Origin of the sequence: Rhodococcus sp. FH8, from assembly GCF_019266085.1 — a bacterium.
Lineage (GTDB): Bacteria > Actinomycetota > Actinomycetes > Mycobacteriales > Mycobacteriaceae > Rhodococcus_F > Rhodococcus_F qingshengii.
The window spans coordinates 1,628,429-1,653,095 of record NZ_LPNQ01000057.1; the positions used below are offsets into that span (position 1 = coordinate 1,628,429).

Annotated in this window: 17 protein-coding genes; 12 read left to right on the top strand and 5 right to left on the bottom strand. The window is 62.7% G+C overall.

What is annotated here, in order from left to right; all coding sequences use genetic code 11:
* Positions 1-130 precede the first annotated feature (130 nt).
* From ATN38_RS10585 to ATN38_RS10605, 5 genes are all read left to right on the top strand, one after another.
* Positions 131-5,599 (top strand): glutamate synthase-related protein, encoded by a 5,469-nt coding sequence (locus ATN38_RS10585; RefSeq protein ID WP_054188266.1) that lies wholly within the window; start codon positions 131-133, stop codon positions 5,597-5,599.
* Positions 5,600-5,632: 33 nt separating this feature from the next.
* Positions 5,633-7,405 (top strand): sulfite reductase subunit alpha, encoded by a 1,773-nt coding sequence (locus tag ATN38_RS10590; RefSeq protein ID WP_054188267.1) that lies wholly within the window; start codon positions 5,633-5,635, stop codon positions 7,403-7,405.
* 46 nt (positions 7,406-7,451) lie between these two features.
* Positions 7,452-8,345: a hypothetical protein gene (locus tag ATN38_RS10595; protein WP_054188368.1), complete on the top strand. Its 894-nt coding sequence runs from the start codon at positions 7,452-7,454 to the stop codon at positions 8,343-8,345.
* 129 nt (positions 8,346-8,474) lie between these two features.
* Complete coding sequence (locus ATN38_RS10600) at positions 8,475-10,106, top strand: ABC transporter ATP-binding protein (RefSeq protein WP_218747949.1); 1,632 nt, start codon at positions 8,475-8,477, stop codon at positions 10,104-10,106.
* Positions 10,106-11,653: an ABC transporter ATP-binding protein gene (locus ATN38_RS10605; protein ID WP_118605957.1), complete on the top strand. Its 1,548-nt coding sequence runs from the start codon at positions 10,106-10,108 to the stop codon at positions 11,651-11,653. The genes ATN38_RS10600 and ATN38_RS10605 overlap by 1 nt, the downstream gene beginning before the upstream one ends.
* 11 nt (positions 11,654-11,664) lie before the next feature.
* On the opposite strand, the gene ATN38_RS10610 is transcribed toward ATN38_RS10605, so the two are convergent.
* Both ATN38_RS10610 and ATN38_RS10615 read right to left on the bottom strand, forming a co-directional pair.
* A complete protein-coding gene (locus tag ATN38_RS10610) occupies positions 11,665-12,252 on the bottom strand; it encodes a sugar O-acetyltransferase (RefSeq protein WP_039973165.1) in 588 nt (195 codons plus the stop codon).
* 102 nt (positions 12,253-12,354) lie between these two features.
* Positions 12,355-13,512 (bottom strand): acetyl-CoA C-acetyltransferase, encoded by a 1,158-nt coding sequence (locus tag ATN38_RS10615; protein WP_218747950.1) that lies wholly within the window; start codon positions 13,510-13,512, stop codon positions 12,355-12,357.
* A gap of 654 nt (positions 13,513-14,166) precedes the next feature.
* On the opposite strand from ATN38_RS10615, the gene ATN38_RS10620 reads away from it, so the two are divergent.
* Positions 14,167-14,547, top strand: coding sequence for a hypothetical protein (locus ATN38_RS10620; protein ID WP_003943006.1), 381 nt, complete (start codon positions 14,167-14,169; stop codon positions 14,545-14,547).
* A 96-nt stretch (positions 14,548-14,643) separates the two neighbouring features.
* On the opposite strand, the gene ATN38_RS10625 is transcribed toward ATN38_RS10620, so the two are convergent.
* A complete protein-coding gene (locus tag ATN38_RS10625) occupies positions 14,644-15,729 on the bottom strand; it encodes an ABC transporter substrate-binding protein (protein WP_218747951.1) in 1,086 nt (361 codons plus the stop codon).
* A gap of 54 nt (positions 15,730-15,783) precedes the next feature.
* Positions 15,784-16,614, bottom strand: coding sequence for a siderophore-interacting protein (locus ATN38_RS10630; protein WP_218747952.1), 831 nt, complete (start codon positions 16,612-16,614; stop codon positions 15,784-15,786).
* Positions 16,615-16,786: 172 nt separating this feature from the next.
* On the opposite strand from ATN38_RS10630, the gene ATN38_RS10635 reads away from it, so the two are divergent.
* From ATN38_RS10635 to ATN38_RS10645, 3 genes are all read left to right on the top strand, one after another.
* The gene (locus ATN38_RS10635) at positions 16,787-18,370 is read left to right on the top strand and encodes an AraC family transcriptional regulator (RefSeq protein WP_218747953.1); all 1,584 of its coding nucleotides are present in this window, start codon (positions 16,787-16,789) and stop codon (positions 18,368-18,370) included.
* A 157-nt stretch (positions 18,371-18,527) separates the two neighbouring features.
* The gene (locus ATN38_RS10640; RefSeq protein ID WP_218747954.1) at positions 18,528-19,643 is read left to right on the top strand and encodes an agmatine/peptidylarginine deiminase; all 1,116 of its coding nucleotides are present in this window, start codon (positions 18,528-18,530) and stop codon (positions 19,641-19,643) included.
* Between the two features lie 36 nt (positions 19,644-19,679).
* Positions 19,680-20,252: a TetR/AcrR family transcriptional regulator gene (locus tag ATN38_RS10645; RefSeq protein WP_136470988.1), complete on the top strand. Its 573-nt coding sequence runs from the start codon at positions 19,680-19,682 to the stop codon at positions 20,250-20,252.
* Positions 20,253-20,255: 3 nt separating this feature from the next.
* Here ATN38_RS10645 and ATN38_RS10650 read toward each other — a convergent pair whose 3' ends face one another.
* The gene (locus ATN38_RS10650; RefSeq protein WP_003943145.1) at positions 20,256-20,912 is read right to left on the bottom strand and encodes a TetR/AcrR family transcriptional regulator; all 657 of its coding nucleotides are present in this window, start codon (positions 20,910-20,912) and stop codon (positions 20,256-20,258) included.
* A 167-nt stretch (positions 20,913-21,079) separates the two neighbouring features.
* Here ATN38_RS10650 and ATN38_RS10655 point away from each other — a divergent pair, with 167 nt between their 5' ends.
* From ATN38_RS10655 to ATN38_RS10665, 3 genes are read left to right on the top strand one after another with little or no spacing between them, the layout of a single operon-like run.
* Entirely contained in the window at positions 21,080-22,468 is a 1,389-nt protein-coding gene (locus ATN38_RS10655) for an NAD(P)/FAD-dependent oxidoreductase (RefSeq protein ID WP_175280130.1), read from the top strand.
* Positions 22,465-23,619 carry a serine hydrolase gene (locus tag ATN38_RS10660; RefSeq protein ID WP_007730288.1) on the top strand — a complete coding sequence of 385 codons (1,155 nt, stop codon included), beginning with the start codon at positions 22,465-22,467 and terminating at the stop codon, positions 23,617-23,619. The genes ATN38_RS10655 and ATN38_RS10660 overlap by 4 nt, the downstream gene beginning before the upstream one ends.
* The gene (locus ATN38_RS10665; RefSeq protein ID WP_030536186.1) at positions 23,616-24,656 is read left to right on the top strand and encodes an NAD(P)-dependent alcohol dehydrogenase; all 1,041 of its coding nucleotides are present in this window, start codon (positions 23,616-23,618) and stop codon (positions 24,654-24,656) included. The genes ATN38_RS10660 and ATN38_RS10665 overlap by 4 nt, the downstream gene beginning before the upstream one ends.
* Positions 24,657-24,667: the final 11 nt, after the last annotated feature.

Below are 24,667 nucleotides of genomic sequence, written 5' to 3' on the forward strand. Positions count from 1 at the left end.
TCAGTAGTCTGAACCCATTCGGGTGCCGCTTCATCGAAGCAGCGACGCCCTGCCCTGACGGAATACATGCCGTCGTATCTGCCCGGTCGAACAATCTCCGGGCAACCAGGACAGGGAGAAGGTTGCTGCAGTGAGCACGTCCATCGTCGGTTTGTACGACCCCGCAGATGACAAGAGCAGTTGCGGGGTCGGGTTCATCACGCGCAAGGACGGCGTGCAGACCCACGATGTCCTGATCAAGGGCCGCGAAGCGCTCTGCTCGGTTCCGCACCGCGGCGGTATGTCCTCCGAGGGCGTCGGCGACGGCGGCGGCGTCTCGGTGGACCTCTCCCTCCGGTTCTTCCGCAAGGTAACCGGGCGCTCCGACCTTCGCGCCGGACGCTTCTGCGTCGGCAACTTCTTCCTTCCGGACGACGACGCCCAGCACGCTCGCGCTGCCGCCCTGGTCGAACGTGAACTTCTCGATCGCGGTTTCACCACTCTCGCAGTGCGCGACGTCCCGGTCGACAACTCGGCGATTCGGCCGGCCGCGATCGCGCATCAACTTCCGGTCAGGCAGTGGATTTTCGAGGTGCCCACTCCTCGCCCCGAGCCTGCGGTAGTCGATCGCCTCGTGCACGAAGCTCTGCTCGCCATCGAGGCAATCGCGTACAACACCCCTGCACTACGCGGGTTGTACCCACTCTCGCTCAGCGCGCGAACTCAGGTTCTCAAAGGTCGCTTGAACTCCGACGAAGTGATCCCGTACTTCCGCGACCTGGTCGACCCCGATCACGCCGTGCACACGATGTACTTCCATACGCGGTTCTCGACCAACACGGACCCGCATCCCACGATGGCGCAGCCGTTCCGGTTCATGGCTCACAACGGAGAACTGAACACGGACAAGAAGAATCGGCTCTCCGAAGCTGCTGTCGCCAGTGCAAAACGACGTGCGATCGTCCGTCCGCCCGGCCAGTCCGACAGTTGCCGACTCGATCAGACCCTGGAAGCTCGCGTCATCGAGGACAGTGTCGACCTGGTGACGGCTGTGGTCTCGATGATGCCGCCGGCCTGGGAAAACGACACCACTCTCTCCCCCGCAGTGCGTGCGATGTTCGAGTACTTCTCGCTGTACGAGGAGAAGAACGACGGACCGGCAGCGCTGGTGTTCGGCGACGGCACCATCATCGGTGCGCGCCTGGATCGCCTCGGTCTGCGTCCACTACGCACGATCGAGACACACGACTACGTGTGCGCATTCTCCGAAGCCGGACAGATCGCGTTCGCACCCGAGACGGTGATTCACCGTGGCCGCGTCGAGGCCGGCGGAATGTTGTACTTCGATCATCGCGATCGCCATACCTACACTGCCCGCGAAGCTCTGGAAAAGATTGCCGCTCAGCGCGACTACCAGTCGTTGCTGGAGCAATCGCGAATCCTGATCGAAGACATTCCCGCCGTGCCAGCGGAGAAAGTCAGCTCCCCGACCCGTTACAACGGCACCTTCGAGGTTCATCAGCGCTACATGGCGTACTCCCTGGATCAGGAAAGTTTCAAATTCCTGATGGATCCGATGCTCACGCACGGAGCCGAAAAGGTCTCCGCCATGGGTTACGGCAACGCCATCAACGCATTCAGCGACCGCGAAGGCGGTGTGGCACGTTACTTTTCGCAGCGATTCGCCCAGGTCACCAACCCTCCCCTCGACAGCATCCGGGAAGCGGACGGTATGACCCTCCGGGTCGCATTGGGTGCGAAGATGTCCCCCGGACAGGGCAAGCAGATCGTCATCGCCTCGCCGATCCTCGGGCACCTGGACATGCTCAAGATCCGCGAACAGAACCACACTCCGCACCGCCGCTTCGAAATGCTCTACCCCGCCGAGGGTGACGCGCAGGCAATGGTCGACGCGATGACCGCGCTCGGCGATGCTGTTGTAGCCTTCGCGGCCGAACAGGGCGGAATCGCAGTCCTGACCGACCGCCACGTATCTCACGAGCGCGCAACACTTCCCGCGATCATGGTCGTCGGAGCATTGAACCAACGCCTCATCGACGCGGGCCTGCGATTGCGCGTCTCTCTCATCGTCGAGAGCGGCCAGATCGAGTCCTCACACCACGTTGCGGCCGCACTCGGTTTCGGCGCTTCCGCCGTCTACCCGCTGTCCGTTCAGTTGCGAGCCGAGGAGAAGTTCGCCGCTGACCCGGATGCCGCGTTCCGACGCTTCGCGAAGGCCGCCGAGAAGTCCCTGATGAAGACGATGGGACGCGTCGGTCTGTGCACCGTCGAAAGCTACATCGGCGGAGAATTTTTCGAACCCAACTTCCTCGATACGTCCGACCCTGTTCTGCGCCAGTGGTTCCCCAACATGAAGTCACCGGTGGGTGGCGTCGGTTTCGACACCGTCGCGGTGACCTCGAAGCAGTGGCACGAGCGTGCGAGCGCAGTCGGGGGCGAGAAGGATCTGCCACTGCTCGGCCTGTTCAAGGAGCGTGCAGACGGCGCAGGGCATTCGTTCGGTACCACCGCGGTCCGTAAGTACGTCGAACTCACCGAAGAGAAGATCGCGTTCGACAGTCCCTCCGGAACAGAACAATTCGAGGCTCTACGTCTACTGCCGCTCGGACGGCTCGACGACGCCTTCCGCCTCGACGCCGGGGCATACCGGGCGACGAGCTTCGACCGGTTGACCACCGAGCAGATCGACGACTTCGACATCACCGCCGGGTACCGGGACTTTTCCACTGTCATGGCTGCGGAACGATCGCGTCGTCCCGCCGCGTTGCGCGATGTCATCTCCGTGCCCGGTGATGTCACATTTGCGGTGACGACAGCCGAGTTCACCGACCAGATCAGCCGATTCTCGGTGCGCGGCAATAAGACGATCGTGATGCGTGGAATCCGGTGTGAATCTGCCGCGGACGGCCGGTACACACTTAGCCTGGACGGTCCACTGGCCGACGACACCGCTCGGGTGGTAGCACTCGGCGATGCTCTTTCCGTCGCCTTTGCCGACGACGTCACCATCGAGGCCACCGACCCGGATCTGGTGCTGAATGCAACCGGTATTGCGGCAGAGTTCCTGTCCAAGCTGAGGGTCGCACCGGCAGGTGTACCTCTCTCCGAGGTACAGAGTGCAAGCGACATCACCCCGAAGTTGGCGTCGGGTGCCATGAGCCATGGCGCACTGAACGCTCCGGCGCACGAAGCCGTCGCGCACGGCACGAACATGGTCGGTGCGATGTCCAACAGCGGCGAAGGCGGCGAACACCTTTCGCGCTACGACACGATTCGTGCATCGCGCATCAAGCAGTTTGCATCCGGACGCTTCGGAATCTGGGCGGGCTACCTCGCCGATCCGATGCTCGAAGAGATCGAGATCAAACTCGGCCAAGGCGCAAAACCCGGTGAGGGCGGGCAGCTTCCGGCCGCCAAGGTCACCGTCGACATCGCTGCCGCCCGCGGCGGAACGCCCGGGGTCGAACTGGTTTCGCCGCCGCCTCACCACGACACGTACTCCATCGAGGACCTCGCTCAGCTCATCCACGACTGCAAGGCAGCTCGCATTCGGGTGATCGTGAAGTTGGTGTCCTCGGAAGGAATCGGCACCATCGCCGTCGGTGTCGCCAAGGCCGGCGCCGACGTCATCAACGTCGCCGGAAATACCGGTGGCACCGGCGCAGCTTCGGTGACCAGCCTCAAATACGCGGGTCGTGCGGCCGAGGTCGGTATCGCGGAGGTCCATCAAGCTCTGTGTGCCAACGGCCTTCGCCAGAAAGTCGTTCTGCGATGCTCGGGCGCGCATCAGACCGGCAGCGACATCATCACTTCCGCCCTACTCGGCGCAGACAGCTTCGAGTTCGGTACGTCGGCGCTGATGATGATGGGCTGCGTCATGGCCAAGAACTGCAACATCAAGTGCCCCGCCGGTCTGACCACCAACCCGGAACTGTTCGACGGCGATCCCCGCGCGATGGCGCAGTACCTTCTCAACATCGCTCACGAAACTCGGGAACTGCTCGCGAATCTGGGAATGCGGTCCCTTCAGGAAGCGCGGGGTCGAACGGATCTCCTGCATCTGCTCGATCACCCGTCTATTGTCGGCAATCTGAAGCTGGACGCGATGTTCGAGTCCGCCCCGGACATCACCATCGACAATCCTGTGTACCTCGAACGTGAGTACGCGCTCGACGAGAAGATCATGGACGAGGTTCGTACGGTGTTCTTCAACCGTGGCGAGGCCTCGGTCGCCGTGTCCGGACCTGAATTCGCCGAAGGTGCACTGCACCTGGGTAACCGGAACAAGAGCGTCGGTGGTCAGTTGGCGATCGACCTCGAACGCGAACTCAACTACGGAGCGCCCGGCCTTCTCGCTCCGGGAGTACTGACCGACGAGCGTGGGCGACGCTACCTGGCGCCGGGCAGCGTGCGCGTCCTGACGACCGGATCTGCGGGCCTGTCGTTCGGCGCATTCTGCAACGACGGCATGCACCTGGAACACACCGGGACATGTAACGACGGCGTAGGAAAGAGCATGAGCGGCGGCGTGATTGCCGTGCGCAGCCCAGGCGGCGGCTCCAGTGACGCCGGTGGAAACGTGTTGATCGGCAACTTCGCACTCTTCGGCGCCACCGGTGGACGAGTGTTCGTCGAAGGTGAAGCAGGCGATCGCTTCGCAGTTCGTAACTCCGGCGCCAGTGCTGTCGTAGAAGGTGTCGGAGACTTCGCCGGCGAGTACATGACCAACGGTGCTGTCGTGAATCTCGGCGAGTTCGGCAAGGGTGTCGGCAACGGCATGAGCGGCGGGTTCTTCTACCAGTACGACCCTCGTGGCGAATTGGCACTGCGAGCAAGTACCGATTCCGTACTGCTGGGTTCGATCACCGCTGCGACCGATCCTCTGGCCGCCGTCCACAACCACGCGGTACAACTCCTGCTCGAACTGCATGTGGAAGCAACGGGATCCGCGCTCGGAACCCGACTACTCGAGAACTGGGAAGTCGAACAGCACTCGTTCGTCTACGCCATGCCCAAGGCATTGATGCTTTACCAGGACAGCGATGCAATCCTGGCTGCGAAGTCGCACAAAGAGCTTCTCGAAGAATTGGCGTCCGCCATCGCAGCACGTCAGGTCCGCACGTTCAAACTCGCAGTGCGCGATGGGCGCCCCGCACTGAACGGAGCAGTCCCCGCCTATGGCGAGACCGATACCGCGACGATGTATGCGCTGCTCAGTGCGTACACCGTGCTTCACTTCGCACAACAACTCGCCGCCGCCCGCACGCCGGGTGCGTCCGGACCCGACGATCCAGCAGTGCAGAAGGCGGCCCGAAACCTGGTGCTGACCGAGGACTTCGCCCTCGTCCAGCACTTGGTCAAGTACTCGAAAGAGATTCTGGCCGACTACGACGACGAACAGTTGGCTGCGCTGATTGCAGCCAAGCGGGTCGACGACTACAAGCAGGCGCTGAGCCTACGCAACGTGTTGGCCATGGACAGCCCGGCGACGTACGGGTGGATTCTGTTTCAAGACAACAAGAATCGGGACAAGCTCGGATCACTGCCGAACTTCGACGAACTGTTCGCTTCGCGCACGATCCCCGACCTGGTGTCCTGACCTCCTCCCCCGAAAGTAGGTGAGCTTCAAATCATGGAAATCCCGTACATCCCCGAATACGCACCGTTCACCGGCGACCAGCGCGCGTGGCTTTCCGGATTCCTGGCCGGTCTACACTCGCGAACTGTCATGTCCGGTCAAACCGGTACTGCAACAGCGACAGTGGAGAGAGCTGCCGGCGCAGCCGTGCACATCCTTTACGGAAGTCAGACCGGCAACGCGGAGTCCTTGGCTGAAGACGCAGCCGCAGCTGCTCGTGCCCACGGTCTCGAACCACTTGTCGCGGGTCTGGACACCGTGGATATCAATGCACTTTCCGCCATGCGCCGGGTGCTCGTCATCACCTCCACCTACGGCGAGGGCGAGATGCCCGACAACGCGCAGCTGTTCTGGGATGCAGTCGAATCCGAGAGTGCGCCCCGGCTGGAGGGTCTCTACTTCGGAGTACTCGCACTCGGTGACACCAGCTACGACGGGTACTGCCAGTCGGGAAAGAACATCGACGCCCGCTTCGAAGCGCTCGGCGGGACCCGGGTTGTCGACCGCACCGATTGCGACGTCGACTACGAGGATCCGGCGGCCGAGTGGATCGTTCGGGCCGTCGCTGCGGTGGCCGGTGTCGACGGTGATGCGGGGGCCGCTGCCTCGCCGGTTGCGCCCGCTCAGACGAAGACCAAGTCCCAGTGGACTCGCAAGAACCCCTATCCTGCAACCGTCCTCGCCAACCGGCTGTTGTCCGGCGAGGACTCAGCCAAGGAAGTCCGCCACTTCACCTTTGCGCTCGGCGAGGACGGTCTGGACTACGAGGCCGGAGATGGATTGGGCATCCGCCCGATCAACGACCCCGCCCTCGTCGAGGCGATCATCCATCAGCTCGGTGTCAGCGGCGATTATGTGGTTACCGCGAAAGACGGCTCGTCCGCACCGTTGGACCAGGTGTTGACCAGCGACTACGAGATCTCCATTCCCTCGCGCGATTTGATCGAAGACATCGCCCGACGCAGCGGCGACGCCGAACTGCAGCATATTCTCGACACGGAAGATCGGGAAGCGCTCGATGCGTGGCTGTGGGGCAAGGACGTTCTCGATCTCCTCCAGTTGGACAACAGCATTCGCCTGAATCCCGAGGATCTGCTTACACTTCTTCGCCCGCTGCAACATCGGGTCTATTCGATCTCCTCCAGCCCGCTGGCCCACGACGGCACCGTCCATCTGACGGTAGCGAGTGTGCGCTACCGCTCGGGCGAGCGGGACCGCGGCGGCGTCTGCTCGACGTACCTGGCGGACCGCGTAGGCGAGGGCGATCGGGTCGGAGTTTTTGTCTCAAAGAATAATTCGTTCCGCCTACCAGCCGATGACGCTGTTCCCGTCGTGATGATCGGCCCCGGAACCGGCATCGCACCTTTCCGCGCTTTCCTGCACGAGCGTCGCGCGCGCAACGCGTCGGGGCAGAATTGGCTCTTCTTCGGCGATCAGCATCAGTCGAGCGACTTCATCTACGAGGACGAGTTGAACGGGCTGACCCGTGACGGTGTCCTGACTCGCCTCGATCTGGCCTTCTCGCGCGATCAGTCCGAGAAGATCTACGTCCAGACTCGTATGCGCGAGCAGGGCCGAGACTTGTTCGACTGGCTCGAAAACGGTGCGCACATGTACGTCTGCGGCGACGCCACTCGGATGGCAAAGGACGTCGACGACGCATTGCACGAGGTCGTCGCCGAGCACGGTGGGTTGGATGCGGACGCCGCCGAGGATTACGTCAACAACCTCAAACGATCGAAGCGGTACCTAAGGGATGTCTACTGAGATGTGCCCGCACCGTGGCGAATGTCGTTGCGCAGCTTTGGCACGCATGTCGGACCTGGACGCACTGCTTGCGCGTCCAGGATTCCGCGGCGGACTGATCGACACCGCACCTGAGGTAGTCGGCAAAATGCTGCCACTCTTGGACGACGCCGTAGCAATCACCGTTGCAGGTCCGGTGGCTGTCAACGACTCGGGCAAGTACTCCGTTCCGACATTTCCCGGCGATCCGTTGGTCTGCGCGCCCGGGCTCGTCTCTCTACGTTTGAACGTTGCCTCCCTCGGCTCGGTGGTGACCACTGAAGCAGGGCAGCACCTACCGCCGACGCTCCGCATGTTCGACATCCACGGATCAAGTTCACACACCACGTATTTGACCCCGGCCTCGGATCGTCTCGCCTTCGAAGCGATGCGAACTGCGCCGAGCACTGCGAGGGAAACAAGCCCTCCCATCCAGACATCGAATACGCCCGCATTCTGGGCCGAAGCCGATCAGCTGACACAGCTCGACTTCATCCTCGCGGACGGCGGCAGCGAACGTCGTAGCGGCCTGGTCGCTCTGGGCGCCCTCGGTTACCGGCGAGTCGATCCTCACCTCATGGCTGCCGGGATGGAGCACCTGTCCTACCACCAACTGCCCGTCACGACCGTCGTCGCCGGGAACGGATGCCTGCAGATCCACCGTGGTGACCTCGACGCCGCAGCCATGTTCGGGGGGACGCTGACTTTGGCGTCCGACACCTGCCGGACGATGATCGACCTGAATGGTGTCTCGGAGTGCTGGCTGACCCGCACCCACGGCGTTCACGGCCTGACCAGCTCGATCGAGATGTACGACTTCCGCCGCAAATGCGTGGCAGTCTTCACCCAAACGGGTCCAACCGAACCCGCAGTCATGGGCGTGTGGGAAGACGTCATGAGTTCCATCTCGGCCGCATCCTGACACCGACGGATGCTGGGCAAGTGTAAGAAATCGGCGTACGGCGATAACCACATGGAGCCATCGACCCCTAACCTTAGGTCTCGGTCATTTGTCGTGCCTGCACCCTGACGCTGATTCAAGGAGTTATCCATGCCCCGCCCTCTCGTCGAACCGTCGCTGGTCCCGGCCTTGCGCCCGGCGCTGCCTGCATTGGCTGCCGGGGTCGTCGCGGCCGCAGCGTCGGGGGTCGCGATGCTCGGGGCGCTCTGGTGCGTCGTGCAACTCATCGGTGAACCGTCGATGAGCTGGGCCGGGTGGGCATGTGCGCTCTGGCTCGTGGGCGTCGCGCTCGCTGCCACATCGTCGTGGCTCTCGCACCACGCGGAATCGCTTTTCGAGGCAAGGGTTCGCCGCCAACTCGCAGCCCACCTCGTTCGCCTACCGGCAAGCACGCTGTCCCGCTACAGCGGAGACGCACTGCGGAGGCTCGTTTCGGACGACATCTCGGCGCTGCACCATATGACTGCGCACCTACCGGCAGAGTTCGCCACACTCATCGTGGTCCCCGCGGTCACGATCGCGGCGTTGGTTGCCTCAGCCGGCCCCGTGGCGCTTCTCGCTCTGGCTCCCGGCATCGTGGCAGCTCTGTTCTACCTGGTCGTGATCCCCCGAATGGCCGCTCGGCACAGCGCCGAAAGCGCGGATGTCATGGGCGACATCGTGACCTCCGTGGACGACTATGCCCGCGGCATCCGCGTCTGTCGGATCTACGGTGCGCAGACCGGCGCTGCCGCCGACTATGCAGAATCGACAGCACGGTTCACCCGGGGAATGCAGGAGCGCGTTCGACTCGTGGCTACCCCTGCGGCCGTCGCCGTTGCCCTCATGCAGGCGACGGCGACGTTCGCGATCGCCTGTGCCGTCGGATTTCACTGGGATGCAACGACGTTGGCCGCCACCATTCTCTTCAGCCTCGCAATCGTGACACCGGCCCTGCGACTCGGGCACGGCCTCGACTACGTCGCGGCTGGACGCTCTGCTGCGGTCCGGCTCGCCACTGCCCTGAACGAACCCACTCTCCCTGCCGGTGAAGCACTCACCGTTCCGGCGGCGAGTCCCTCCGACCACCTGGAGATCGTCGACCTGACTGTCACGATCGCGGACCGCAGAGTCGTCGACGGCGTCACGCATGCATTCCGCCCAGCCGCGATCACTGCGATCACGGGACCGAGTGGAGCAGGCAAGACGACGCTCCTGAAAGCATTGGCCGGCTTCGAGATCCCGGAACTGGGTACCGTCCGCTACGCAGGTCGTAGCATCACCGCGATCGACGAGAACCTGCGGCCACAGTCCATTCTGCTCACACCCCAGGGCGCAGACGTGTTACCTGCCACGGTGCGCGAGAACATCGCGCTGGCCGCCCCCGATGCAACGGACGCGGAATACACCGCCGCACTACGCCGGGCACAGATCGACGTCAGCCTCGATGCCGACGCCACTTCACTCTCCGGAGGAGAACGTCAGCGCGTCGGGATCGCTCGGGTGTTCCTCTCGCCCGCAGCAGTACTGCTGCTCGACGAGCCGACCAGTGCACTCGACGATCGGACAGCGGCAGAACTGCTGAAAGAATTGCGGTACCTCGCGCACGACGAAGGAAAGACGGTCGTGATCGTCACCCACAACCCCGCTCTTGCAGACGATGCCGACGATCGACTCGACCTCGGCGGTCGAAACGTGAATGACGCCGCGTCGCACAATGCAGCCCTGACTGGAGCCGAATAATGAACAGCGCCAATGCAGTCCGACGACGCTTGATCACCATCGGACTCGGTTGGGTGTCCGTCGCTGTCCTCGAAGCGATCGCGTACACCACCCTCGCGCTCTCGATCGCTGATCACCGGTCGCCGGTTCTCGTCCTGGCCACGGCCACCATTGCTCTCTTCGTGACCGTCCTGGTCTCGCGGGGCGGTTACTTCACCGGGGCTCGACTCGTCGGCGATCTCTACGACGCTCTCGGCGATGCCTTCGCCCGTGCGAAACTGTCCTGGTTCACCGACGACAACCGGGCACTGCTCGCCACCGTCGCCGGGCGCGGGATCCCGTCGCTGATGAGTGTTCCCGCGCACCAACTTCAGACCTTCCTGGTTGCACCGCTGATCCCGCTGCTCCTGCTTCCTGGGATCGCGGTCGTCGCGGGGCCAGGTGTAATGCTGCTCGTCGGTGGACTGCTCGCCGTGTCGCTCGCCGCTCAGACGCTGGCCCAGCGTGCGCTCAGCCGAGCGGACGAGCGCCGACACGAAGCCGAGCTCGCAGCAACTCAGTCGACACTCGAACTCACCGATCATCTCGAATTACTGCGTACGGCAGCCGGTCCCACACGTTCCATCGAACGAATCGAGCGAAGCTGGCGGAATCAGGAAGCCGCGCTTGCACGGACAAATCTCGCCGCGGCACCAGCGACATTCATCTCGGCGATCGCCACCATTGTGCCGCTGGCAGGTGCAGTGATTTTCCTCGCTGCCACCGGATTCGACGATCCCGCAGCCGCTCTCGCCCTCGTCATCCTCACCGCCCGCGCCGCTGCGCCGCTCGACGAACTCGCCCTGGCCGGAATCGGAGTCAACGAGCTGCGCGCAACGGTTCGCGACTACCGCACAGCGACTTCGGCTCCCGCACTGGCCGAGCCCGCACCCCGGGACGCCGCGCGCCCTGTTGGAACTGACATCGAGGTCGCCGGGGTAGACCACGCTCCGGTTCTGCGCGGCATCACCGCGAAGATCCCCGCGGGTGAGCGAGTTCTCGTCGCAGGACGCTCGGGTACGGGGAAAAGCACACTTCTCGGGCTGCTCATGCGCTTCGACGATCCTGACCAAGGCAGCGTCACTCTGGGCGGAGTTTCATTGCGCGACTTGCCCTACGACGCTCTGGCGGCACATATCGGCTACGTGCCGCAGGACCCACTCGTGTTCTCGGGCACCCTCGGCGAGAACATCGGACTGGGAAGACCGGGCGCTACCGAAATCGAGATCGAGGACGCCGCAAGGCGCGCTGCCCTCGGCGCCGTTCTCGACCGCTCGACGCTCGGCATTCATCAGGACATCGGACACCAGGGTGCCGCTCTCTCCGGTGGCGAACGTCAGCGGGTGGCGATCGCTCGCGCCTTCCTCAAAGACGCTCCCGTCCTGGTTCTCGACGAAGCCACCTCGGCCCTCGACGAGGCCACCGAGCGCCGTATCGCCGGCGCCGTGCGGGAATTGGCGGCCACCGTCTTCGTCGTCACCCACCGCGACCCCGCCATCTGGGAGCCCACCCGCACGATCACCCTCTGACATCGCATGCCCTAGTGCTCGCGTTGCAGTCCCTCAACTTCGGCAGGTGTCCGACGGATAACCCTTGCCGGCGATCCAGCAGCAACGACGTGATCAGGAAGGTCATGCAAGACCACACTTCCCGCGCCGATCACGGCGTTGTGACCGATCGAAACTCCTGCACCGACAGTGACTGAGGCGCCGAGCCACGTGTTCTCACCGATGACGATCGGAGCAGCCCGCTCCCATCCCTCGCGACGCCGGCGATGATCATCGACAGGGTGCAACGCTGTCATCAGTTGGGCTCCAGGCCCGATCCTCACGTCAGCGCCGATTGTGATCAGCGCATCATCCATGAAGAACCCGTTCGCGTTGACGAATGCGTTTACTCCAAGCCGAATGTTGTATCCGTAGCTGCATTGGAACCGCGGCACCACCAAAGCTCCCTCACCTACCTCACCCAAAAGGCTGGCGAGAGCCCGCGAGCGGACAGCATCCTCGTCCGCCGAAGCCCCATTGAACGAGTCGAGTCGACGCCAACACTCCAGCCGCCGCTGCCTCAGCTCGTCATCATCGAGATACCACTCACCACGAGCAAGACGATCCGCCTGTTCTCCCACACTCGGATCGTCGCACACCGCGCCACGGCACCCCTGTTGGGCGCGTTGCACCCGACAAAGCGCTACAACAGAAGGCCTTCCATGCCGCCCAATTTCTCGAGCTCAGCTCAGCCGCTCGATGATGGTGACGTTCGCGGTCCCACCACCCTCACACATGGTTTGGAGTCCGTACCGTCCATCAATGCGGTCCAACTCGTGCAACATCGTGGCGAACAACTTGGTGCCAGTGGCCCCAAGAGGGTGGCCCAGTGCGATTCCACCACCGTTGGGATTGACCCGGGAGGGATCTGCACCCGTCTCGATCAACCAGCTCAGAACTACCGAAGCGAATGCCTCGTTCATTTCTACGGTATCCATCTGGCCGATCGCCATGCCGGATTTCGCCAGTGCATACTTCGTCGCGGGTATCGGCGCCGAGAGCTGCAGCATCGGATCGTCGCCGCGCACGCTCATATGATGAATGCGCGCACGTGGCTTCAATCCATGAACCTCGAGCGCCTTCTCGGAGACGATCAGGGCCGCTGATGCGCCGTCACAGATCTGCGAAGCCACAGCAGCCGTCAGCAACGAGCCATCCCTCAATGCGGGCAGTGCAGCCATCTGCTCCATGGATGTCTCTCGTGGGCATTCGTCAACGACGCATTGGCCCAATGACACTGTCTCACGCTCGAATCGGCTGTCTGTGATGGCAGCACGGGCACGCTGATGCGATTGCAGTGCCCACTCCTCCATGTCTTCACGGCTGATACCCCATTTCTTGGCAATCAGGTCGGCGCCGACGAACTGTGAGATTTCGGCCTCGCCGAATCGTGCTGCCCACCCCCGGGACTTACTGAAGGGCGTGTCGAATCCGTACTCGTTGCCGGCACGCATCGCCGCCGAGATAGGAATCGCGGACATGTTCTGCACACCGCCGACAAGCACCACATCTTGGGTCCCGCTCATGACCGCTTGCGCTGCGAAGTGGACGGCTTGCTGTGAAGATCCGCATTGTCTGTCGACTGTCGTTCCTGGGATGTCCAAGGGTAGGCCTGCTGAAAGCCAGGCGGTGCGGGCAATGTTGCCCGATTGCGGCCCGATAGCGTCGACACAACCGAAGATCACATCGTCGACGGCCATCGGGTCCAGTCGAGTGCGGTCGAGAATCGATGTGATCACGTGGGCCCCCATGTCCGCTGGGTGCTCTCCTGCGAGCGAGCCGTGCCGTTTACCCACCGGAGTGCGGAGCGCATCGACGACATAAGCCTGAGGTGCAACCATACGAACTCCTTCGAAATCGAGCTTCGTCGAGCTTTCGATGTCGCACACACTTTAGCGATCAAGCATTTGTTTGGTAGATGAAACGTGATTTCGAGACCCGCAGCTACCGACACAGGATTGGTCTCCGCACTTCTATCCAACGAAATCCACTGCTGTCGCAATCATTCGACAGTTCGATGCTCGACCCCCAAACGCGGCTTGGCTGCCCACGCCGCAGACCCCTCACGCCAGCGTGAAACGGCGAAAGATACGAGAACAGCTGCGGGAGTGCATCTTCGAGCGGAACGAGCGCATCATCCATATCCATTGCCTTCCCTGAGAAATCGTTCGGCCCGCCTTGCGAACAACACCAGCTTTGTCGAGCTACACCGCAAGCCGGCTGGCCGATGGCTGGAAAGTTAGTACTTTCGGTGGAGCCCAGCATGATTGGGCTATTCACCGCCCAATACAGGCTTCGTATACCGATACGCGTTGCAGGACAACGATTCTACAAACGGTCACGCACTCAGCGATTCACGAACCGCCGCTGGCTCGAAAACTGGATCCCCTTGCGGTAATTGCGCTCCGGGTAGAGCATGGGCACCACACCGTCTTCGATTACCGGAGGTTACCGTGACGAATCTCGTACGCCGACTATCTGCCTGCGTATCCATAGTGGCCGTATCGGTTCTCGCGCCCGCAGCCGTTGCCTCCGCTGCGGTCACCGTTCCGTTCCAAATCAACCCGGCGCCGTTCGGGAACCCAAACGGCAGCTTCGACGCACCCCCTGTCCACTGTGTGGCGGTAGTCGGCGAACAACCTGGCACGGTGACGATCACCGGCGCCAAAGACGAGCGGTGGGGTTGCATGCTTTCGACGGAAGTGCGCTGGATGAACCTCTCGACAGGAGCCTCCGGCACCGGTCGGCTTTCTGGCGACAACCAAGGAACCCCGGGAGAGGCAACCCTGCAGACTGGAGCCGGGCAAGTTGCCGTCGCCATATTGCCTGCCGCCGGACCTGTCACCCCGGGTTTCGCAACCTTCTTCGTCCCATAGGCAACCCTCAAACCCGGGACACCTGCTGTACGAACGACCCGTCGCCACACAATCGTGTGGCGACGGGTGAGGGCTTTCCGTTCTCCAGTTGTACGCCTACAGCTTCGCGCTGATGAGCGGCACGATATGTTCAGCCGCCCACATCGTTCCGATCGGGCCACCGCTCGTGATTGCCCACAGAACGTCGCCACCGTCGGCGGTGCGAGGAGGCAGAGCGACCCAACGACCGGAGGACACCGCTCCCATCGCTTGGAAGAGCTTCCCGCCGGTCAGCTTGTCGAAATCCTCCTCGCTGCCGGCGGCACTGCGGCCGATCAGCAGGAAGTCCGCATCGATGTTCTCGAGAAGTTCCTCGCCGACAGTGCTTTGGGTGACGAACTCCTGTGCACGCGGGTTCTCGGCAAAACCGAGCTCGCCCAAGAAAGTTGCCGGAGCCGAATCGGGCGCTGAAAGGTACTGCAACCCGTTGCCGGTTCCGTAGAAGATCGCCCAGGTTGCAGTCAAGCCAGTGAGTTCAGGGTTCTCCTGACGCACCTTCGCAAAGTATTGATCATGGTCGGTCACGATCTTTTCGGCTGCCTTCGAGAGGTCGAGTGTCTCGCCGAGTACGCGGATCGATTCCTTCCACGGCACGAGCATCCGCGACTTCGTGTCGGGGCTCGTCACCACCGGTGCGATGGAGGACAAACGTTCGTAGTAATCGCCCATCGACAAACCACCCAGGCCGTCGGCCCAGCCGACGGCGACGATGAGGTCAGGTTCGCTCGCGGCGATCGCTTCGACGGGAAGTGTGCCGCCCATCGCGAACTCGAAGGTGTCGAGATCCTCTGCGCCGTAAGGCAGCAAGTACGACTGGGAAGCCGACTCCTTGACCATCGACGAGGAGAGAACGGGTTTGACGCCGAGCGCGAGGAGCATTTCCGTGTCGACGGCATTGGGGACGATTGCGGCAACCCGCTCCGGGCGCTTCTCGAGAATACTTGTACCATATGGCGATTCCAGGGTCAGCGGGTAAGTAGTCGTTCCTTCCGCAGCGGGAAGGGCGTTCCCCTCCGAACCGGGAGTGGACGCCGTTTTCGAGTTTTCGGCCGAGGCCGAGCACCCGGACACAAGGAGCGCTGCGGCGAGCGCGGCCCCGATCAGTCCGATGATCCGTGATCGTCTGGTGCGCAGGACTGTCATTTCTGCCTTTCGGTGTTATCGAGCGCTTCGGTCTTACCGAGCGATGGAGCCGGGTCAGGAATCTGTGCGCACTGTGTCGCTGCGTTTCCAGTAGCCGGTGAAATCGATGTCGGTCTTCGCAATTCCTCGATCACGAATCAAATGACGCCGAAGCGAGCGAATCGTCGCCTGTTCGCCTGCAAGCCAAGCGAATACGCGTCCGTCAGGCCATTCGACTGCACTGACCGCGTCGAGCAACAAAGAAGTAGTGCCGGGCTCCGCCCCCTCGCGTGGCAACCACGTGACACTCACCCCGGGCAACTCGCGCACCGATTGAATGTGAGCCGAGTCCGCAATTTCGACGAACACATGCCCCCTGGCATCGGCAGGCAATTCCTCGAGCAGACGCGCGATCGCAGGTAGCGCCGTCTCGTCACCGACGACGAGCAGATACTCGCAATCTTCCGGGAGTCCCTGCGATACAGAGGGACCCGCGATGTGCATTCGGTCGCCCGGGCCGGCGTCGCGCGCCCAGGTGGTAGCAACTCCACCGCCGTGAACGACGAAATCGACGTCAAGTTCCCTTGTTCGCGGAACGTAACGGCGCACGGTGTACGCGCGGGCAAGTGGACGGCGTCCCGCTGCGAAAGTCACACTGCCGTCGACTATCACCGGCAAGACCGGATCGGTTTCGCCAGGATAGGCGAACAACAATCGGAGGTCGTCGTCGAAGCCGGTGCTGACGAAGGCGGGCTCGGCAAAGCCGTCGGCGTTTGTGAAGGTGTCGAGCTGCGCTCCGGTGAGCGTCACTCTCCGCATGCCCGGCGTCACGTCTGTCACCCGACGTACCTCGAGTTCACGCAAGGTGACTGAGTACGCCGTTGTCGGACGGGTGTTTCGGGGCACGGAAAGACTCCTCGGAAGCGCACAGACGGGGGGTTCGACCCACGCTCGATCACGGCGGGAGGGCCATTGAATAAAGCTAGCCTGCCCTAATCGGTTACGGTTATCCGTGCGTGCCGACTTCTTACACTCATCGGTGGCTGCGTGAGAAAGCATCTGAATCGGGAGGGCACACGTGGGACCACGGTTGGTGTTCTCCGCGGGCGAAGTCCCCGAGATCCCCGCGTCCCGACTCTCCTTGATCGCGAATGCACTTGAGCCACTGCTCTTCTGGGTACACACCGGACACGCGGAACTACAGATTGGCGACCGCACCCGCAGCGTGACCGCTGGGGCGGCAACCTGGGTGCCCGCGGGAATCGCCTACAGCATCCGAGTCGACCCGGGAGCGGTCGCGTTTCCCATTCCGATGCCCGCTGCCGACCTGCCGCCCACGTTGAACCGGATCATCGATTTCGAGATCCCGGCAGCCTGGCAGGACTGGCTCGTCCACCAGTTCGCGCACAACTTGGGATTTCTGCGCGGTGGGGCGACTGTGGGGGCCGGACTACTCGAGCTTGTCGCGGGGGCCCATTCCAACGACGCCGACGCTTCGGTGTCGTACGCCCCACCGAATTTGCCACGCTCGGCCGAGACCCTCGAGATCGCTCGCACGCTTCTACGGACGCCAGCCGACGACACGGAGCTTTCCCAGTTCGCCCGGCAACTCAAGATCGGCGTCCGCACCCTGCAGCGCCGATTCACGGAGGAGACGGGGTTGCCTTTCGCGCGTTGGCGCACCTCGGCCCGGATCGCGGCAGCAATCGCATACCTGAACTCCGGCCGCGAAATCGGATGGACGGGTGGGCAGGTCGGATTCGCGACGCCCGCGGGATTCACCCGTGCCTTCCGTGAACACACCGGTGTGACACCCAGTGACTACACACGTGCAAACCAAGGCTCAGCGCCGATCCATGAGAACGAGACCTTGGCACAGAGCGTCGCACTCTTGTCCGAGGAAGGCGCCCACTCAGGCTCGGCGCCGATACCGCCGACGATTCCCGCAAGCGGAACGTGGGCCAGGGTCAACAACTTTCACGTCATCGTCTGGATCTACCGAGGCTCCGCCCGGGTCACTTTCGGCGACCGAACCTGGAATCTGAGGCGGGGCGACGCGATGTGGCTTCCCGCGGGAGTACGCAACAGCGTCGAGATCGCGGAGGGTTCGCTTCTACTTCCGCTCGGATCCCAGCCTGGCGACTCTCCCGTCACTGCACCGCCGCCACGAGTGCTGCACTTCGCGCGCGAAGCGGAGGCGTATCTGTTGCACACGGTCGTTGCGAATTACACCCTTCTGCGCCCCGAGATCCATGACCCAGCGAGGATCTCGAGGCTGATCCGAAACAGCGCGGCGACGCGGACACCCGGCGGCCGAACCGACCCTGTCGAAACGATCCTTACCGCACTCCGCGCGGACCCCACCGATTCGCGCACGCTGCCGGAGTGGAGCGCTCGACTCGGCGTCGACGAGGGCCTGCTCCACAAACGCTTCGTAGCGGCCACCGGCCAGAGCTTCCCGCGCTGGCGCGGTCAGTTGCGGATGACCCTCGCCCGCGCTTATCTCGAGGAGGGCTTCTCGGCCGGAGAGACCGCCCGTCGACTCGGCTACGCGCACGCGTCCGGATTCACCAAGGTCTTCATCGGTGCCCACGGCATGTCGCCCCGGGACTACCAGCGCCGCGGATGGCGGGGAACGGTCGAAGGACTCATCGACTCGTGACCTTCCGACGGATGAGTCCTTCGATCCGTCGTGTCGCCCGCCGAAACGGTCTCGAACCGGCACTATTTCCTTGACTAAATTTTCAGTCAAGGTTTACGCTCCATGCAAGCAGGACGCGGACCGAGCGCGCACGCGAAGAGCAGAAGGAGTCACCGCAATGCAAAGACGTCGGTTCATTCAGGCAGGCGCCGCTGCGCTCAGTGGCCTCTTTTTGGCAGGTTGCGGCGATTCCGACTCAGCCTCGGGCGGGAGCAATGGAGACGACGATCTTCGCGAGTGGGTGATGCCGGAAGAGGGGGATCCGCACAAGCGCACCTGGATGGCGTTCGGTGCCAGCGAAGCGATCTGGGGAGCAGCCCTCCTGCCCGAAGTCCAGCGCAACCTCGCGACTATCGCGCAGACCATCGCGCAGTTCGAGCCCGTCTCGATGCTTGTTCGTTCCGAGGAACTGGACTTGGCTCGCTCCCTCGTCGGCCCATCGGTCGAACTGATCGCCGCGCCTCTCGACGACCTCTGGATGCGCGACACCGGCCCTGTATTCGTGAAAGGCAACGGGACCAAAGCGGGTATCGATTTCAACTTCAACGGTTGGGGCGAGAAGCAGGATTTTGATAAGGACGGCCAGGTCGCAGCTTTCGTTGCCGCCCGTGCGGGAGTCGAATCATTGCCTACCGACCTGATCCTCGAAGGCGGCGGCATCGAGGTCGACGGCGAAGGCACAGCCATCATCACCGAAAGCTGTGTACTCAACAACAACCGCAACCCGGGATGGTCGAAGTCGGACGTCGAAGCCGAACTCGGCCCCCTGCTCGGTCTCGACAAGATCATCTGGCTACCGGGAATCGCCGGCAAGGACATCACGGACGGCCACACGGACTTCTACGCCCGTTTCGCACGCCCAGGTGTCGTGGTCGCAGGCCTCGACACAGACCCGGAGTCGTTCGACCACGACGTGACCGCACGTCACCTCGAGATTCTCCAGAACGCGACCGACGCACAGGGACGGAAGCTGGAAGTGGTTGTCCTCGAGGCGCCGGTCGCGATCAGGCCCGACTTCGAATCGGATGATTTCGCAGCCGGATATATCAACTTCTACGTATGCAACGGCGCGGTCATCGCACCCGAGTTCGGTGACCCCGAGGCCGACCAGGCCGCCAGAAGTGAATTGGAGCGCCTCTTCTCCGACCGCCGTGTCGTGCAGATCAACATCGACGCCATCGCCGCGGGTGGTGGCGGCATTCACTGCACCACCCAGCAGGAACCCGCGGACTAGAAACCTGTCCCGACCACCCTCGTAGAATTCGGACTCGTGTCGAACCGCCAAACGCAAATCTTGGAAGCAGCTGTCCGCGTCATTGCCCAACACGGGGTACGCGGGCTGAGGGTGGAGACGCTCGCTGCCGAGGCCGGAGTGTCGACGGCACTCATCTACTACCACTTCCAGAACCGTGCAGGTGTGCTGCGCCGGGCCCTCGATCACATCAACGATCGCGCCGCGCTGTACACCGAAAGTGCCTTCACGGAGACAGACCCTCGTGCGCAGCTCGGGCAGATGCTCCTGCTGGAGTTTCAGAATTCCCCGAAGATTCGAGAGAACAGCATCGCCTGGGGTGAACTCCGAGCAAGCGCAGTCTTCGCCGACGAACTGCGCGAACCGCTACGCACCACGACGCAAGAGTGGGCAGACGACGTCGAATCCTTGATCCGCCAAGCGCAGGATGCCGGGCTCGCTGATCCGAAGGCAAGCCCGGCCGACGCCGCCGAACGACTCACCGCCCTGGTCGAGGGTCTGAGCGAACGCTGGCTGAGCGGCTCGATCCCCATCGAACGAGCCAGAGAACTGCTCACCGGCGCGATCAGTGTGGAGATCGATCCGAGCTAGCCTCTACCGCTCGCCGACGCCCTTCGATTCCGGAGACAGAGCCGGGAACCAGATGTCGGTCAGAACTTCGGCGGCCTGAATCCGCGTCACATCGATTGTCCCCTGCACGGCCCAGCGTGTGAAGAATCGCTCCAACTGACTCACGAGCAGTTCGACGCGCAACCGTGCCTCGTCGTGCTGTTCCGCCGGCCAACGGCCCAGGTACTTGGGCATGGCATTCGGTAGTTGGGTCATACCGTCTCGCGCTGTCTCGCGGAACTCCGGTTCGAGTGCCACGGCCTCGTCCCAGGCCGGCAGCAGGCGTTTGTTCTCGTCGAACCAGTCGAAGGCACGCTCCAGCCAAGCCGTGAATTCCACGCGAGAGTTCGTGTCGAGAACCCGATCGAGATCGATGTAGAAAGCGAACGCACTCGCCGCCATCCCGGCCGCGCCGATCGTTTTGAGCATCTCCACCTTGCTGGCGAAATGCACGTAGAACGTGGCTCGACTGCATCCGACGACCGAGGCGATGTCATCGACCGTGACAGCCGCGTATCCCCGTTCCTCGAACAGAGTGCGTGCGGCGTCCACGAGTTTGGCCCGCGTCGCGCGTTTCTGCTCGTCGCGAAGTGTTCCCCGCCTGTTCTTCGGGCCGTCCGTAGTCGTGCTCACGTCGCCCACCTTGCTCGCATTTCAACCTCCTGGCAAATCACCAACTCGCCGTCACCAAAAAACATTGCGTCATTCATTGACACAACGTCAGCGAATGGCGCACTATGACTCAAGTCACTTCTCGGGCTTCGATTCTTCTTCTCGCACGCCCGAGACAGAACAGAAAGCGATGGCGAATGAGCCCCTCCCCCTTGCCGAGCGTGTGCATCATCGGCGCCGGGCCTACCGGAATCACGACGGCCAAGCGAATGAAGGAATTCGGAATACCCTTCGACTGCTACGAAGCGTCCGACGAGGTCGGCGGAAACTGGTACTACAAGAATCCCAACGGGATGTCGGCCTGCTACCAGAGCCTGCACATCGACACGTCGAAGTGGCGCTTGGCATTCGAGGACTTCCCGGTCTCCGCTGACCTTCCCGACTTCCCGCACCACTCCGAACTCTTCCAGTACTTCAAGGACTACGTCGAGCACTTCGGACTGCGTGAGTCGATCATCTTCAATACCAGTGTTGTTGCGGCAGAACGTGATGCAGACGGACTGTGGACCATCACGCGCTCGGACGGCGAAGTTCGCACCTACGACGTCCTGATGGTCTGCAACGGACATCATTGGGATCCCAACATCCCGGACTACCCCGGTGAGTTCGACGGGGTCCTCATGCACAGCCACAGCTACAACGACCCGTTCGACCCGGTCGACATGCGCGGCAAAAAGGTAGTCGTGGTCGGAATGGGCAACTCCGGCTTGGATATTGCCTCCGAACTGGGCCAGAGATACCTCGCCGACAAGCTCATCGTGTCGGCTCGCCGTGGAGTCTGGGTACTGCCGAAATATCTCGGCGGTGTACCCGGCGACAAACTGATCACCCCTCCCTGGATGCCGCGTGGTCTACGACTGTTCCTGAGTCGTCGATTCCTCGGCAAGAATCTGGGAACGATGGAAGGCTACGGTCTGCCGAAGCCGGACCACCGCCCCTTCGAGGCCCACCCCTCGGCCAGCGGCGAGTTCCTCGGACGCGCCGGCTCAGGCGACATAACCTTCAAGCCTGCCATCACCAAACTCGACGGAAAGCAGGTTCACTTCGCGGACGGCACCGCCGAGGACGTCGACGTGGTCATCTGCGCCACCGGCTACAACATCAGCTTCCCCTTCTTCAGTGATCCGAATCTGCTGCCGGACAAAGACAACCGATTCCCACTGTTCAAACGAATGATGAAGCCCGGAATCGACAACCTCTTCTTCATGGGACTCGCGCAGCCCATGCCGACGCTCGTCAACTTCGCCGAGCAGCAGAGCAAGCTCGTCGCGGCCTACCTCACCGGTAAATACCAACTGCCGTCCGCGAACGAGATGCAGGAGATCACCAAAGCCGACGAGGCGTACTTCCTCGCCCCCTATTACAAGTCACCACGCCACACGATTCAGCTCGAGTTCGATCCCTACGTCCGCAACATGAACAAGGAAATCGCCAAGGGCACCAAGCGTGCTGCGGCCTCCGGAAACAAGCTACCTGTTGCCGCGCGTGCAGCAGCACACGAACTCGAGAAGGCGGATCGCGCATGAGTCTGGTGAACGGTCACTGCGACAACGAGTTCGACGCCGTCCGAGCGGCTTTCGAGGCTCAACTCGAATCCGGTGAAGAACTCGGCGGCTCCGTTGCCATCACCGTCGACGGAGAATCCGTGGTCGATCTCTGGGGCGGGTACGCCGACGAATCCCGTACCACTCCATGGGGCAGCGACACCATCGTCAACACGTTCTCCATCACCAAGACCATGACGGCCCTGTGTGCGCTCCTGCTGGTCGAACGCGGCCAATTGGACGTGTACCAGAAAGTTGCTCACTACTGGCCCGAATTTGCGGCAAACGGTAAGGAAGACATCGAAGTTCGCCACCTCCTGTCGCATACGTCTGGCGTCTCCGGTTGGGAGCGCCCGATCGAACTGACGGACATCTACGACCTCGAGGCGTCCACCGCTCGCCTCGCTACCCAGAAGCCTTGGTGGACCCCGGGTACGGCGTCGGGCTATCACGCGATCAACTACGGCCATCTCGTCGGTGAGGTCATTCGTCGCATCGACGGGCGAACTCTCGGCAGGTTCTTTGCCGAAGAGCTTTCCGGTCCACTGGGAGCCGACTTCCATATCGGCACGTCCGCAGAGCATTTCGGTCGAATCGCCACCATGGTTCCGCCGCCCGCGTTGGAGTTCGACCTGTCCACGCTCGACCAGGACAGCATCTTCATCAAGACCCTGACCTGCCCACTGCTCGACTACCCCGAGGTCAACACCGCACCCTGGCGGGAAGCCGAGATCGGCGCAGTCAACGGCCACGGCAACGCACGTTCTATCGCTCGGGTCCAATCCCTGATCTCGAACGGTGGTGTGCTCGACGGCCGGAAGCTGCTCTCGCAGAGCACCATCGACCTGATCTTCGAGATCCAAGCCGACGGTATCGATCTCGGGATCATGACACCACTCAAGTTCGGCATCGGCTACGGACTGCCACATCCGGTTACCGCGCCACTGATTCCCGACGGACGCACCTGCTGGTGGGCAGGTATCGGCGGCTCGATGCTGGTCAACGATCTGGACCGACGGATGACCTTCGCCTACGTCATGAACAAGATGGCACCGGGCCTGATCGGATCCGACCGCAGCAACGCGTACCTGAGCGCCGCATACAACTCCGAGGTCAGCGAGGTCAGCTCATGAAGGCAGCCCAGCTCATGGGGCCCGGGCTCCTGGAAATCAACGACGTGCCGGTCCCGGAGATCGGCCCGTCGGAACTACTGATTCGGGTGGGCGCAGCTGGAATCTGCCACTCCGATCTCCATCTCCTGCACTTTCCGTACAAGATGCGCGAAGAACCGCTGACTATCGGCCACGAAATTGCCGGAACGATCGAAGCCGTCGGGAGTGGCGTCGACGGCCGTTCCGTCGGAGAGCGTGGCGTCGTCTACCTCTGTTGGTCATGTGGACAGTGCCGAGAATGCATGAGCGGCAACGAGAATATGTGCCTCGCCGCTGGACGCACCGCGATGCCGCCCTGCCCCGGGCTTGGTCCCGAAGGCGGGATGGCCGAGTACGTCAAGATCCCGGCTCGCTCATTCGTACCCATCGGAGACCTCGACTTCCTGCAGGCCGCACCTCTCGCCGATGCGGCACTGACGAGCTACCACGCCATTCGCGGTGCCCGCGAACATCTCCAGCCCGGTGCCACCGCCGTCGTGATCGGCGTCGGCGGACTCGGTCACGTTGCAGTACAGATACTTCGCGCAATCAGTGCCGTGCGCATCATCGCCGTCGATGTCGGACAGGATCAACTCGATCTCGCCAAACGTTGCGGCGCCGACATCACGCTCGAATCGGGACCGGACACCGCGCAGCACATCCTCGACCTCACATCGGCCAGAGGCGCAGAAGTCATCTTCGACTTCGTCGGTATCGACGCAACTGCACAGATGTCCGTTCAAGCGGTTGCGCCGAACGGCGCGTATCGCATGGTAGGTCTCGGAGGCGGAAACCCCGGAATCACTGCCGAAGCTGCCGGCGGACCAGGCTGGCCGTGGGGCGCATCGATCCGGAAGTCGTACGGCGGCACCAGAAACGACCTCGTCGATTCCATCGCCCTGGCACAGGCCGGTCTGGTAACGGTAGAAGTAGCCCGCTTCGACCTCGCTGATGCCCGCGACGCACTCGACCGTCTCGAACACGGCAAGGTCACCGGACGCGCAGTGCTCGTACCCTAATCTTCGAAAGG